The sequence below is a fragment of the Methylocystis sp. IM3 genome (assembly GCF_038070105.1).
Classification (GTDB): domain Bacteria; phylum Pseudomonadota; class Alphaproteobacteria; order Rhizobiales; family Beijerinckiaceae; genus Methylocystis.
Genome location: NZ_JBBPBZ010000002.1, coordinates 2,060,660 through 2,074,045 on the forward strand (window position 1 = coordinate 2,060,660; position 13,386 = coordinate 2,074,045).

Annotated in this window: 10 protein-coding genes; 1 reads left to right on the plus strand and 9 read right to left on the minus strand. The window is 63.0% G+C overall.

The window, feature by feature from the left end:
- Positions 1-28: 28 nt before the first annotated feature.
- The 8 genes from WOC76_RS12010 to WOC76_RS12045 form a co-directional block, all read right to left on the minus strand.
- Positions 29-1,957 carry a CopD family protein gene (locus tag WOC76_RS12010; RefSeq protein WP_341106629.1) on the minus strand — a complete coding sequence of 643 codons (1,929 nt, stop codon included), beginning with the start codon at positions 1,955-1,957 and terminating at the stop codon, positions 29-31.
- 153 nt (positions 1,958-2,110) lie between these two features.
- Positions 2,111-2,500, minus strand: a complete 390-nt coding sequence (locus tag WOC76_RS12015; protein WP_341106627.1) for a copper resistance CopC family protein — start codon at positions 2,498-2,500, stop codon at positions 2,111-2,113.
- Positions 2,501-2,576: 76 nt separating this feature from the next.
- A complete protein-coding gene (locus WOC76_RS12020; RefSeq protein WP_341106624.1) occupies positions 2,577-3,194 on the minus strand; it encodes a hypothetical protein in 618 nt (205 codons plus the stop codon).
- Positions 3,195-3,627: 433 nt separating this feature from the next.
- Entirely contained in the window at positions 3,628-4,887 is a 1,260-nt protein-coding gene (gene amoB, locus WOC76_RS12025) for a bacterial ammonia monooxygenase, subunit AmoB (protein ID WP_341103638.1), read from the minus strand.
- A gap of 162 nt (positions 4,888-5,049) precedes the next feature.
- Positions 5,050-5,808 (minus strand): bacterial ammonia monooxygenase, subunit AmoA, encoded by a 759-nt coding sequence (gene amoA, locus WOC76_RS12030; RefSeq protein WP_341431281.1) that lies wholly within the window; start codon positions 5,806-5,808, stop codon positions 5,050-5,052.
- Positions 5,809-6,131: 323 nt separating this feature from the next.
- On the minus strand, positions 6,132-6,899 hold the full coding sequence (gene amoC, locus WOC76_RS12035) for a bacterial ammonia monooxygenase, subunit AmoC (protein WP_341103640.1): 768 nt from the start codon (positions 6,897-6,899) through the stop codon (positions 6,132-6,134).
- Positions 6,900-7,478: 579 nt separating this feature from the next.
- Positions 7,479-8,867 carry an acid phosphatase gene (acpA, locus tag WOC76_RS12040; protein WP_341108783.1) on the minus strand — a complete coding sequence of 463 codons (1,389 nt, stop codon included), beginning with the start codon at positions 8,865-8,867 and terminating at the stop codon, positions 7,479-7,481.
- A gap of 101 nt (positions 8,868-8,968) precedes the next feature.
- Positions 8,969-10,006, minus strand: a complete 1,038-nt coding sequence (locus tag WOC76_RS12045) for a cytochrome-c peroxidase (protein WP_341106621.1) — start codon at positions 10,004-10,006, stop codon at positions 8,969-8,971.
- Between the two features lie 240 nt (positions 10,007-10,246).
- Between WOC76_RS12045 and WOC76_RS12050 the strand changes: the two genes are divergently transcribed.
- A complete protein-coding gene (locus WOC76_RS12050; RefSeq protein WP_341106620.1) occupies positions 10,247-11,530 on the plus strand; it encodes a TadE/TadG family type IV pilus assembly protein in 1,284 nt (427 codons plus the stop codon).
- 39 nt (positions 11,531-11,569) lie between these two features.
- On the opposite strand, the gene guaB is transcribed toward WOC76_RS12050, so the two are convergent.
- Positions 11,570-13,057: an IMP dehydrogenase gene (gene guaB / locus WOC76_RS12055; RefSeq protein WP_341106619.1), complete on the minus strand. Its 1,488-nt coding sequence runs from the start codon at positions 13,055-13,057 to the stop codon at positions 11,570-11,572.
- Positions 13,058-13,386 lie beyond the last annotated feature (329 nt).

Consider the following 13,386-nt stretch of genomic DNA (forward strand, 5'->3'; position numbering starts at 1 on the left):
TGCCGCCGGCTTTGAAAACGCCGCGCCTTTAGTGCGAGTGCAGGTTGATCTCGACGATGGGCTCCTGCGCCATCATTCCGGCCTGAGCGGCGAACTGGGTGGCGCTGCCATCGTCCTCGCCAAATTGCTTGAAGCGCGCACGTACATAACCCGACCGGTCGATCAGGAAATGGGCCTGCCCGATCTCGCTCGTGTAGGGCACGTTCGGAAAGCGGTTGATAATCGAATAGGCTTTCTCCACCGCCGCCGGATGCAGCGCCTCACGCCCCTTGGCGGCCTGAGGGCAATCGCCCGTATAGACCGTCACATGGCTCACACCGGCGGCTTTCGCCGCCTCGGCCGCCTTGAGAAGGCTCGCGTCCAGCTCCTTCTTCTCTTCGCCAGCCGCCGTGCAGCGCGCGAAGGAAAGGAGCGCCGGCTTGCCGCGCAGCTTGAAGAAGGTCGTCACCTCCTCCTTCGGATCGACGAGAGCGAAATCCGGCGCGATAAGCCACTGGATCATCGCCTGCGGCGCGATGAAGCGCGACCGGTTCGTGCTCGACAGCATCAGCAGGTAGTTGATCATGTCCCAGCGATCATCGACGTCGAGGACATGGCTGAAACTTGGCATGACCCCACTCTGGCCGCCGAAGGTCAGCCAGTGGAAAATATCGCCGATCGTATGGGTGCCGACATGGGGGGCCGTAAGATCAGCCGGCTCGATCTTCAGACCTTGAGCATTTTTTAGGTCTTTGGACATCGGGCCGTTGCCCTCGCCCATGGCGCCATGGCAGCCGACGCAGTTTTCCTGAAACGCCGCCATGCCGCGCGCGACCGACTCGGCGGTGAAATCCTGTGTCGGATCGTTGTAAGTGTCCTCGTAGGCTTCGGTCGAGAAGGACACGGCGAGACAGAACAGCGCCGCGATGGTCGCCGCCGGCGTGGCGTAAAGCCGCTTTTCGCGCGTCGCCGGCGTCCACCAGATCATGGCCGCGACAACCGTGAGCACAGCCCCTGCGATACCCCACCACCAGATCGGCGCGGGGAAAGTCGGCTTCTGGCCCCAGGTCGCGATATAGGAAAGACGGAAGGGCAGCGGCCAGTAAATATTCGTTTCGTGCGAGGCCGGCGTGATGACCGCGATATAGCCGGCGATCGCCAGCAGCCCAAGGCCGAAGAACGCCTCCAGGCTGCCGACCTTCCCTACCCAATCGACATTGAACCCGTCGCCGGCAGGGCGCCGGTGCATGTATCGTACGATGGCGAGGGCGCAGAGCAGCACCGCGCAGAGCAGGACGAGCTTCAACGTCAACAGCCGCCCGTAGGGCGTGGCGAGCATGTTCGGAACGCTGCCGACGTTTTCGTAAGCCATGGCGACGCCCGTTACGGCGACGAGCCCCACGGCGATCTTGGCCACCATCGACCAGCGTTCGGCAAGCTGCGCGGCGACTTCCGGCGGCTTCTTGTGCGCCGTGAACATCCACCAGACGAGCCCGAGAAGGCCGCCGAGCCACGTCAAGCCCGCCGCCGTATGCAGAAGGAAGCTCGCCTGCGTCCAGATCGGCAGGCCGTCATCGATTGCGTGACCAGTTACGGACACCACAGCGAGGACGCCGACGCCCGTCCAGAGGGTCACCCGATCCAGAAGACTCGAAGTAACGAAGAGCCGGGCGACCGCCAGTCCCGCGAAGGCAAAGGCGACGAGCTGTGTGAATACCCACGCCTTGCCGACGCTCGTACCGAAGGTGAACTCCCACAGGAGGTTTGCATCGATTGGCCGTTCAGCCGGAACGATCGCGCGCGCGATCAGATAAAGAAGCGCGAAACCGAGCAGCGCCCGGAAGACCGCCGCCGCGGCCACGGGGATTTTGAACCGTGCGCCATCTTCGCCGACGAGACGCGGCATGAGCAGCAGGCCGACCGCCAGCGCCGACGGGAGGCTTTCGAGGAAGCGTATGAATGCGAGAGAAAGATACATCGTTACGGTTCTCGCTCGTGACCCGTTCCGCTAGGAAGGCAGGAGGGCGTCTGATCGGATCGCACGGCGCCTTGTGGCGCAGACCGATGGCGGCGCGCGCTCCCCCTTGCGAAAGGAGCCGGCGCAATCCGCCGCCATCGAAGATCGGCCGTTTTACTTCGGATCGACTGTGAACTCGTAATTACCCTCAACCACATGGCCGTCTGTCGAGAGAACCCGGTAGCGCACGATATATTTCCCCGGCGTCAGCTCGGGCGACTCCATCGCTAGTTCGCGGGGCTTTTCGGGCGTGCCGATCGACCCCTCCCCGAGGACCTTGCCCTCGGCGTTTTCGACAGTGAGCTTGGAGTATTTCGGCTCGACGCCGCCGCCAAAGCGAAGCTTGATCGTCTTGGGCGAGGTTGCGACGTGATCTTTCGAAGAAGGCGTCGCTTCCACCAGGAACGAATGCGCAAGAACCGGCGTCGCCGCGACGAGCGCGGCGAACAGGCCTCCCGCGAGAAAGCGCGAAACGCGGCGCGAGACGGTGACCATTCCTTTCATGACATTTCCCCCGAGGCGCCCGGCCTCACTTGATGGTGTCGTTTCGGGTTTGAGATGCGTTCGCCTGTCCGCCGCTTCAAGATGCGGCCGTTTCGGTCGGCTCTTTCTCTTTCTTCTTCGAAGACGGATGGGTGTGTTTCCAATAGACGAACACCATGCCCGCGATCAGCACCGTCCCGGCAATCTGCGGCACCCAGGCCCAGAGTGTCTCGCCAACCATGAATTTGAACTGCTCGGTTTCCTGCTGACCATTCTCCCGCGTCAGCGTGACGAGGCCGATGTAGTGACCGTTGCTCTTGAAATCATGCTCGAGACTGAATGTGCCCTTCGTATATTTCTTCGCCGGCAGGTGCAGTTCGGTCAGCGCCTCGAGATCGGTGTCCTTGGTGATCGGCGTCAGCGGATCACGGATCACACGCAATTCCAACGGAAGATCGCGGAACGCCGGGGTCTCGATGTCGAAGACCATGATCGTGCGGCCGCTCGCGGGAATTTCGCTGCAATATTCGCTACGCGACTTGTCAGGCTGGAACATGGTGATGTGGATCATATCGTAACCGAACATGACCATGCACATGTTGCCCATCGACATGGCTTCCGGCCCCGCGCCGCCCTCGGCCCGCGCCGGCTGGCCAACGCTGAGCGAGAGAACGGCGCCAAACATGGCGGCGGCAAGGCTACGCCAATTCATCATTTCCATCCCTCGATTTTGTTCCCCGCGCCTTTTGCCGGCGCGGTTTCTGTCCCGGACGACGGATCGGGCCTCCCCGGTTGCCCGCCGACCGATCAGCGACATTCGCCGCGATACTCCCTTAGCCGAAGCTTCTTCCTTGAGCGAGGGCTTAATACCCTTCAACCACGACCGAATTTGGCCGTTACTTTGCATCCAAAACAGGCGCTGGCGCGAGAGAAAAGCCGTAGCTCGATTTGCGTCTAAAGGACGCACCATTTGATATTGAGCAAGCCGAAACCCTTTGCTGTGAAAGGCGGTCTTGCCGGGAGAGCGAGCGACGCGCGTGGGCTCGGCAATATGTTTCTGACGACTTTTCCCGACATGCCGCCGATCAAAAGAAAACCGGCCGGATCTTTCGATCCGGCCGGCTTTTTATTCAGCGATCGCAGTTCGCTTAGGGCATGTCGCCGGCGACGAACTTCGGAATCACCGGGCCGCCGATTTCAGCCGCAAAGCGCTTGCCATCCGGCGTGAAGAAGAACAGCAGGCCGCCGATCTGGCTGTCGGTGTCGTAAGCCAGGTCAGACAGACGCTCGATGTCCCAACGCGCGTCCTGGATCTTCACAACGATCTCCTTCGACTCGCCGGGCGCGATCGTGTCGTCGTTCGACAGGCCGCGGTCAGCAAGCAGGTAGTCCGGGAAGTCAGGCTTCGAGGTGAACACCGACGGGTTCAGGAAGCGCAGGCCAGCGGCGGTATATTCGCCGAGGCGCACCGGCTGAGACGTGCCGTTCTTCACCTTCACGTTGATCGTCAGCTCACGGCCCGGAACCTTGTAGACGCCGCCGTTCAGCTCGGTCGTCACCTGCTCCTTGCCGACGCCAGCCGTGCCTTCCGTCTCGATCGGCGTCAGAGGCTTCTGCAAGCCGGCCTGAAGCGGGATCGTGCGCGGGAAGGTCGAGTTCGTCACGGCGTAGCCGACGATGGTCGCCAGGATCGTCAGAGCGAGAACAATCGCGCCAATGCGACGGTCGTCATCGCCGATCACGTCATCCGGACGGCCTTCCGCGACCTTGATGTAGGACGCGATGATGCCCTTGCGGATGAACCAGAACAGGATCCAGGCGGCGCCAACCGCCATCCACGGCAGATGCCACGCATAAACGCGGCTGATGCCGTAGTGCTCGAGGTCAACGGTCGAACCGTCGAGGAGCGTCACCGGGTCGGTGAAGTCCTTCATGTCGCCCTTGATCTCAATCCACTGGCCGGGTCCGATGATCGGGCCGCCGCCTTCAACGTTGATCTGGGCATGGACGTGCCAACGGCCAGCGCGACGGCCGCGCAGGTTGATCGAGAAGGCATAGTCCTTGCCGATCTCGAGCGAAACCGAACGCGGAGCGAACTGCTCGCCGATGAACTGCGCCGTGCGAACCAGAACCGGGCCGGGCTCGCCGGCGTTCAGGAACGAAACGCGCGGGTTGGCGACCGCCTGCGGCCACGCCGAGAAGACGTGAACCTTGCCCGACAGAACCATGTCCTCGTTGACGTTGACCGTCGTCTTCGACCACGCAACGTCATACCAGTTCAGCGTGCGCATGCGAAGGAACGCCTGCTGCGACTTCTCGCCGTGCGCCGAAGCCGGAGCGACCGCCCCGAGCGTCGCCGCCACAGCAGCCGCCGCGCCAATGGCGGCGAGCTTGACTAGCTTTTTCATGAACAAACCTCCCAGGTTCCTCTTCCGGCCGGCGCCTCGCGCGCCAGCCGATTTTTTTCATCGCAGTCCGTCAGGCCAAATCGCCGATCCAACCCAAACAAAACTGCGTTTTTCCGTTTCGAGACAGGCCGCGACCCACAAGTAACCGCGGCCCAGCCCGCATCAGATGGTGTCGATCACCTTGGTCGTGGAATACCAGCGACCCATGAACCACCACAGGAAATACACCATCATCGAGACGAAGCCCGAGAAGAACGCCGCAACCGGCACAACGTCCTTACCGAACGTGCGCAGCGTGCCGCGCTCGACCATGCGGATGTATTCCGGCATCGACGTGCGGACGTAGTGGAGGCCGATCAGGTCAGCAAGCGTCATCAGCTGACCATGCTGCTCGGTCGCCTGGTGGAAAGCGGCAATCGCCGGCCAGTTGTTCGGATAGAACAGCAGACCCCAGCCCAGCGAACCGACAACCGCCGTGATCACATAGGAGCCCGACAGCAGCAGGATCACGTCAAGCCAGATCGCCGGAACGATCAGAGCAGACGGGAACACGAGGCTGATCGGGAAGTAGGTCCAGCCCCAGAAGTTGACGTAGCGGTTGATCCACTCGCCAATCAGGAGGCCCAGAGCCGCGAAAACAGCGCCGAACGGAAGGCGGAAGTTAACCCACCAGAACGCCTGCGACGCCGCGCAGAAGGTCACGCCCAGAATCGGCACGACCGTCGGCCACATACGACGATCCTTCCAGTCGACCCAGAAGTCCCAGTCGCCCGCCGTCAGCATGAAGTGGACGTGGTAGCCGCCCAGAACGGCGAAAAACAGCAACACAAGAAGCATCCAGTCCGTCGCCTGAACGCAACCCGCCGCCTCGGCGACGGAGTTGAACGGACCAACCGCCCCCCCGCTTTTCGATTGTGACATCACTCTTCTCCTTGGTGTTTCTCGGAAGCGTCGCATCCGAGCTTTCTTTTTGTCGCGAGATCGGAACTCGCGCCCCGAACCCGCGCCCGAACCCAATGCGCCCGTAAGCGCCCCGCGTCCGGTTTTCTCTTGCGCAACGCCTGAAAACGAAGCGCCGCGAAACCTTCCCCTTACCGACCCGGCTCAACCCCGGATCGCGACACAAGAAGCCTTCCCCCGCCGCTCAGCAGCAAGTTCAAATACCGCTCATGTCAGTGGTGTAGCGAAAATCCCGCCAGGGCAATCCGCCCGCGCCTCACCGACGCGGGCGGTCTTGGTCCCGATTACTCGGTGAGGAGGGCGACGCCTTCCTTGCCGATCAGCGCATGGATGCGCATCAGGATCTGCAGCACGACGCCGAAGACGCCCAGGGCCATCCAGCCGAAGAACACGAAGCCCCAGTGAAGCGGAGCAACGAACAGCTCTTCCATGAACCAGAAGGTGTGGCCCCACTCATTCAGGCCAACGTTCGGGATGATCATGAACGGGCCGATGGCGACGATCAGGAACGCCAGCGAGTAGCCATGAGCAAAATACGGAATGCGGGTCTTCGCATAGAAGAACGCGCCAACCGCGATCACCGAATAGATCGGATAGCTCATGTAGAACTCGATGATGTGCGACGGCGTGAAGTCCGTGTCGCGAATCACCGTCATGTGCCACGTGCCGTCCTGCTCCGTGAAGAACGAAGCGCCCCAGTAAATGGCGATGCCGTAAACGACAAGCCACTGAACCAGAACAACCAGGCGGCGCATCTCTTCACGCGGCGAAACCGCGTCAACGTTGCGGTCGCGGGTCTTCCACAGATAGCCGGCAAGGCCCAGACCGGAGACGAGCTCCAGCGGAATCTCCGTCCACAGGATCGACATCCAATACGTCTGGAACTCAGGAGCAAAAGAGTCCAGGCCAGCGCGCCAGCCGTAGATCTGCTCGTAAATGCGGACGATCAGATAGAAGATGTTCAGGACCGCAAGGCCAATCCACATGCCACGCAGATCGACTACTTGTACCTCAGCAGCTGCGCCAGCAGCTGCGCTCGTCGTCGAAGCCATATTAACTCCTCCTATGTGCTCCCAGGGATATGCGCGTGACCGGTATCGCTCCGCCTCCCAGAACGGAACTGCTTCGTCCTCGTTTGTCGTAAACGTTAGGCAGGGCCCCCGTAAGGTCGCCACACGCCATACCGCCCTTTCTTGACGCGGCCTTCGAACGAACCGTCTCCAGAAAAAATTCCCGAAAGACCGAACATTCAATCCTGCCGCTTGTTGTTATCGGACGAACACCGACGTCGCCGCCTAAACAAAGCCTCCAACCCAGCCCTCCCGGACCAAACCAGAAGACCCCGTTTAGCGTGGCCCAACCATTCCCCCTCACCAACATAATGACAATATCCCTTGGTATAGCAAAACACTGTCTATCGAATAGTAATAACAGCCCCAGTGGGTGGGCTGCATACAACCCTTATGAGCTGTCGATAGGCCAGACACAGGACCGAGCCCCTACTTCTTAAGAGAATGATTTAACTCTATTTTCATCGCGTTTGACCCAAAATGGGCGAGCGGGCGTCAAATATGTGGCGCCATCTGCCCCACCCCCGCCAACAGGACTGCGGCGATCTGTCAATTTTTCTCTTACCGTGGCGGTTTGAGGGCGCTGCGCAGATCCGTGGCGGCGGCGTCCCGGGCGGTGAGCGGCTCCAGGCCGAAACGAACTTCGATGGTGCGCAGAATCGAGGAGCCGTCATAGACGGTCGTATCGATGAAGCCCTTGCGCGCGAAGGGTGAAATGACGAGCGCCGGTATCCGCGTCCCCGGCCCGAATCGATCGATTTTTGGAGGGGAGACATGGTCCCAGAAGCCCCCATTCTCGTCGGCGACGACGACGATGAGCATGTCGGACCAGTTCGGGCTGGCTTGGAGCTGGTCGACGATGGCGCCCAGATGTGCGTCGCCGGCGTCGAAATCCGCGTAGGCCGGGTGCTCGTTATACCGGCCAACCGGCTTGTAGAAGGACACAGGCGGAAGCGTCCCCTTGCGCGCGTCTTCGATAAAATCGGCCCCGTCTTTCAGATGCTCCGCGTGCGCGGACGTTCCCGGCCCATAATTCTTGAAATAGGCGAAGGGCTGGTGATGGCTTTGGAATTTATCCGCCCCCTCATAGGGCCGGCTTCGTCCCGAGGCGACATCCGCCCAGCCGCCAGCGTACCAGGCCCAGCGAATATCCTTCTCGCTCAAACGATCGCCGATGGTTGGGGCAGTCTGGGCGGGAAGTCGGTCGCCGTCCGAGGGAACGGGCCCGAGCGGCGCGAAAGGCAGAAATGTCCCGACTGCAAAGCCGTCGGGCGTGACCTTCCCGACATTTCGCCAACGGGGAGCTCCACGGAGAGCGCTCTCGGGCGACGAGTCCGCCCGGGCGAGGCGCCCCTTGCCATCTAGTTCCGACACCAGTTCTTTCGGGGCGTCCGGATAGACGGGCGCGCAGCCGCACACCAGAAAGACGTGATTGAGCATCGAGCCGCCGAAGGCGGGATGAAAGAAGTGGTCAGCCAGGGTGAATTGCTGTGCCAGGCGCCACTGTTGAGAGCTGCGGGCGTCACGATAGCCCATGACCAGCCCGCCCGCGTTCGAGGCCTCCACGAACTGGTCCATGCGGCCGCCGTTGATCTGCTCCTGCTCGACATAAAATTGATGAACCGGATCGATCTTTTCGGGCCCCGCAAGCGCGCCCTTTAGGAGGAAGGGCGCATTGGGCGGCCGGAATTCCTGTCCCGGAATCGGGAGATAGGGCAGCGCATGGCCGTCACGGTCGATCTGCGGATGGGCGCGCGCGGCCGCCTCCAAGCCCTCAGCGCCAGGAAAGAGGCCAAAGACGTGGTCGAAACTGCGGTTCTCGGTAACGATGACGACAATGTGCCCGATCTTGGCGAAGGGGTTGGGGCCTGCTCCCGCACTGTCCTGCGCAGCCGCCGACGCGGCGCTCAAAAGGGCGGCCGCCAGAAAAATAAACCGTGTCGCTCTCATCACGTTCCCACTCGAGACTGAGGCGTGACGTTAGCAGGCGAACACTGCGACTTTACGACAGAAAAGGGGGCGAGCCCGGCGGGCCCGCCCCTTCCTTCACTTTACTGCGGCCGCGGCGTGTCCTTCGTGCGGGCCGGCAGGACCGGATAGGTCACCTTCGGCTGGTCGCCCGTCAGGGCGCCGAGGAAGGCGACGATCGCCGCGTTCTCATCCGGAGACAGCGTCGCGCCGAGCTGGTCCTTCGCCATCACGTCCACGGCTTCCTCGAGCGTCCAGACGGCGCCGCTGTGGAAATAGGGCGCGCGCAGCGCGACATTGCGCAGCGGGGCGGAGCGGAAGACGAAGGCGTCGGCGTCGTTGTTCGTGACCTTGGCGCGGCCACGATCGGCGACCGGCATGATCGTCGCGTCGGGCTTCTGCGCCACGCCGAACGGGAAATAGCCGTTGCCGCCGACGTTCACGCCGCTGTGGCAACCGGAGCAGCCCTTGTCCATGAACAGGCGCAGGCCCTTCTTCTCCGTGTCGTTCATCGCGCTGGCGTCGCCGGCGAGGAACTTGTCGAGCTTCGAATTGGGCGTGGTCAAGGTGGCTTCGAAGGCCTCGATGGCGTTGGCCATATTGTCGAAGGTGACCGGGTTGGCGTCGCTCGGGAAGGCGGCGCGGAACTCGGCGACATAGGCCGGCATGCTCTTGAGGGTCGCCTCGACCGCCGCCGGCGTGTTGTTCATTTCGACATCGGCCTGAACCGGACCCTTGGCCTGGGCCTTCAGATCGGTGGCGCGGCCGTCCCAGAACTGGGCGACGTTGAAGACGGCGTTGAGCACGGTCGGCGCGCGGCGCGGACCCTTGGCCCAACCATGGCCGATGGAGGTCGGCCCGGCGTCCACGCCGCCCGTGCCGAGGTTATGACAGCTGTTGCAGCTGATGATCTGGCTGCGGGACAGGCGCGGATCGAAGAAGAGCTTGTGGCCGAGCTCGACTTTCGTCGGCGTGATCGCATTGTTCTTGACGACCGAATTTATGCTCGCCGGATCGATCGGCTTGAAGACGGCGCTGGCGTCGGCGCGCAGGTCGCCGGCCTGAGCCAGAACGGGAAACAGCAGCATTGCGCCGGTGGCGGCGATCCGAAGTCCGGACATTTCTTCTCTCCCCTACAGCTCTCTTCTTGTAGCTGGGCGCCCCGCCGCCGGGAGGCGCCGAAGCTTGGGACCTGCGCTACCACAACCCCTCACCGGGCGGAAGCCCTCGCCCGAGGCCGCGAGGCTCCCGCGCGCTGCTGATCGCAACGGGCCGCCCGCGTGCAATTGCGCGCGGAAACGCCCGCTTAAAGAATGCCCGACATAATTGCGACGCTACAGGTTCGAACAGGGGGGAAGTGAATGTCGGCGCTCTCGAAACGGCTCCTGTCCTTCAAAAGGGACAACCGCGGCGTCGTGGGCGTCATTTTCGGACTTAGCCTGTTGCCGATGCTCGGCATGGTCGGCGCGGCGATCGACTACTCGGCCACCGCGCGCGTGAGAGCAGGCCTGCGGTCGGCCGCCGATGCGGCGGTCCTGGCGGCCGCCAGAGCCTATGTGGACGAGGCTCCCGACGACGCGACGGACACGGCGGCGGTCCTGGCGGCGAAAGCCAAGGCGAACGCAAAAGGCCAGTTACTGTTCAGCACCAACGCAACCCAGGTCATCGCGGGCGCCAGCGTCTCCATCGCCACGACCGTGAGCAACCTCACCGTGACGTCCACGGCGTATTATTCAGGCTCGTCGCCGACCTATTTCACCAAAATCCTTGGATTCCCGGACATCGACCTCTCTGGAAGCGTCAAGGCGTCCATCACGCTTCCGAGATACAGAAACGTTTATGTCGCGATCGACATCTCCCAATCCATGGGCATCGGCGCCACCGAAACCGACATGGACAAACTCGCGTCCCTAACGCCGGATAGTTGCATCTTCGGATGCCACACCGCCCGGGAAGGAGACGAGATGGCGTATTCCCAACTGGCGCGCCTCAAAAACGTAACGCTGAGGATCGACGTGGTCAAAAAAGCCACGCAGAACATGATCGCCTCCGCCAATAGCATTGCGACCGACAAGAACATCAAGTTTGCGATTTATACGATGCAATTCGATGATCTCACCCGGCTCGCGTCCCTGTCGTCCGATTACACGAACGCTTTGGCGACAGCGGCAGGCAAGATCGACCTCGGGCCTTCAGACCCGGGCGGGCCGGGCGATTCGGATCTTGCCGCCCCGCTGGCGTCTCTCACAAATATCGTGCCCGCGTCCGGAGACGGTAAGAGCGCCGCCAATCCGCAGAACTTCGTCTTCATCATGACCGACGGGGTGAGAGACGTTTACAACGCAACCGTCCCTTGGGGTCACGCCGTCTCGGCTTTCGACGACTCCTGGTGCGCCGCCTTGAAGAACAAGGGCGTCACTGTCGGCGTCATCTACACGACCTATTTCCCGATCGATCAGAGAACCGCACACGATCAAGCCTATAATGATCTGGTGAAGCCCATCATCGGCCAGGTGCAGCCCAACCTCGAAAGCTGCGCCTCGACGGGGTACTACTTCGAGGCGCAAGACGGTCCGGAGATCGAGCAAAAGGTGGCGGAATTGTTCAAGAAAGCGGTGGGCGGCACGCTCGCGCTCTCGCGCTAGGCTCGCGGGCGCGCCCGCTGGCCTCGATGCGCGGGAGGCTCACACGCCGGTCGGATAATTCGGGCTCTCGCGGGTGATCGCCACGTCGTGCACATGGCTCTCGCGCAGGCCGGCGTTGGTGATGCGCACGAATTGCGCGCGGTCCTGGAACTCGCGGATCGTGGGCGCGCCGACATAGCCCATGGCGGCGCGCAGGCCACCCGCAAGCTGGTAGAGGATGGGCGCGATGGGGCCGCGATAGGGCACCTGCCCCTCGATGCCCTCGGGCACGAGCTTGAGCTGATCCTTCACGTCGCCCTGGAAGTAGCGCGTGGCGGAGCCCGCCGTCATGGCGCCGACCGAGCCCATGCCGCGATAGGCCTTGAAGGAGCGGCCCTGATAGAGGAACACGTCGCCGGGCGCTTCCTCCGTGCCCGCGAAGAGCGAGCCGATCATCACGACTTCCGCGCCGGCCGCGACGGCCTTGGCGAGATCGCCCGAATATTTCACGCCGCCGTCGCCGATCACCGGCACGTCGGCCTTGCGGGCCTCGGCCGAGGCCTCCATGATCGCGGTGAGCTGCGGCACGCCGACGCCGGCGACGATGCGCGTCGTGCAGATGGAGCCCGGCCCGATGCCGACCTTGATCGCGTCGGCGCCCGCGTCGATCAGCGCCTTGGCGGCCTCGGCGGTGGCGATGTTGCCGGCGATGATCTGCACCTTGTTGGTCTCGCGCTTCACGCGCGCCACCTGGTCGATCACCGCCTGAGAATGGCCGTGCGCCGTGTCGATGACGATGCAGTCCACGCCCGCGTCGATGAGCTGGAGCGCGCGGTCGAAGCCGTGGTCGCCCACGGTCGAGGCGGCGGCGACGCGCAGGCGGCCCTCCGGGTCCTTGCAGGCGTTCGGGTGCTGCGTCGCCTTCTCGATGTCCTTTACCGTCACGAGGCCGACGCAGCGGTATTCCTCATCGACGACGAGCAGCTTCTCGATGCGATGCTCGTGCAGCAGGCGGCGGGCCTCCTCCTGCCCCACGCCCTCGCGGATGGTCACGAGCTTCTTGGTCATCAGCTCGGCGATGGGCTCGCGCCTGTCCTGGGCGAAGCGCACGTCGCGATTGGTGAGAATGCCGACGAGCTTGCCCTTGCCGCCGGTAGCCGAGCGCTCGACGACGGGAATGCCGGAAATGCCGTTGGCCGCCATCAGATGCAGCGCGTCGGCGAGTGTCGCGTCGGGGAAGATGGTGATCGGATCGACCACCATGCCGCTTTCGTAGCGCTTGACCTTGCGCACCTCGGCGGCCTGATCGCTGGGCGAGAGATTCTGGTGGATCACCCCGATGCCGCCCGCCTGCGCCATGGCGATGGCGAGGCGCGCTTCCGTCACCGTATCCATGGCGGCGGAGACGATCGGCAGATTGAGCGTGATCTCGCGGGTGAGGCGGGTGGAGATGTCCACGCCGGAGGGCATCACGCGGGAATGGCCGGGCCGCAGCAACACGTCGTCGAAAGTGAGGGCTTCGGTCAACGCGGCGGGCAAATGGGCCATGGGCCAACTCCTGGGTGTAAGCGGAACAACGGCGGACGCTGGCGCGCCGCCGTTCGGGGTTGGCGGGTGCTCATAGCATCATTCCGCGTAAAGGCAAATGGCCGCGCGTCCGGCGCCGGGCGCGCGAGATCGTCAAAAATCGCAGCGCCCCCCACCCCTGCCCCTCCCCGCCGCTTCGCGGAGGGAGGGAAAAAGCGGCGTCATCCGGAATAACAGGCCAGCTGACGCTCTCGGGCGCGATCGATCTCCCTCCCCCTCGCGGGGAGGGATGAAGGGTGGGAGCCGTGTCGACAAACACCTTGAGCTTGACAATAGAATCGGTCCAATTT

What these genes read in the sequence shown, in the direction of transcription:
- WOC76_RS12010 (WP_341106629.1), bottom strand. Translation starts at nt 1,957, where the DNA reads ATGTATCTTTCTCTCGCATTCATACGCTTCCTCGAAAGCCTCCCGTCG.
- WOC76_RS12015 (WP_341106627.1), bottom strand. Translation starts at nt 2,500, where the DNA reads ATGAAAGGAATGGTCACCGTCTCGCGCCGCGTTTCGCGCTTTCTCGCG.
- WOC76_RS12020 (WP_341106624.1), bottom strand. Translation starts at nt 3,194, where the DNA reads ATGATGAATTGGCGTAGCCTTGCCGCCGCCATGTTTGGCGCCGTTCTC.
- amoC (WP_341103640.1), bottom strand. Translation starts at nt 6,899, where the DNA reads ATGGCTTCGACGACGAGCGCAGCTGCTGGCGCAGCTGCTGAGGTACAA.
- guaB (WP_341106619.1), bottom strand. Translation starts at nt 13,057, where the DNA reads ATGGCCCATTTGCCCGCCGCGTTGACCGAAGCCCTCACTTTCGACGAC.
- WOC76_RS12050 (WP_341106620.1), top strand. Translation starts at nt 10,247, where the DNA reads ATGTCGGCGCTCTCGAAACGGCTCCTGTCCTTCAAAAGGGACAACCGC.
- amoB (WP_341103638.1), bottom strand. Translation starts at nt 4,887, where the DNA reads ATGAAAAAGCTAGTCAAGCTCGCCGCCATTGGCGCGGCGGCTGCTGTG.
- amoA (WP_341431281.1), bottom strand. Translation starts at nt 5,808, where the DNA reads ATGTCACAATCGAAAAGCGGGGGGGCGGTTGGTCCGTTCAACTCCGTC.
- WOC76_RS12045 (WP_341106621.1), bottom strand. Translation starts at nt 10,006, where the DNA reads ATGTCCGGACTTCGGATCGCCGCCACCGGCGCAATGCTGCTGTTTCCC.
- acpA (WP_341108783.1), bottom strand. Translation starts at nt 8,867, where the DNA reads ATGAGAGCGACACGGTTTATTTTTCTGGCGGCCGCCCTTTTGAGCGCC.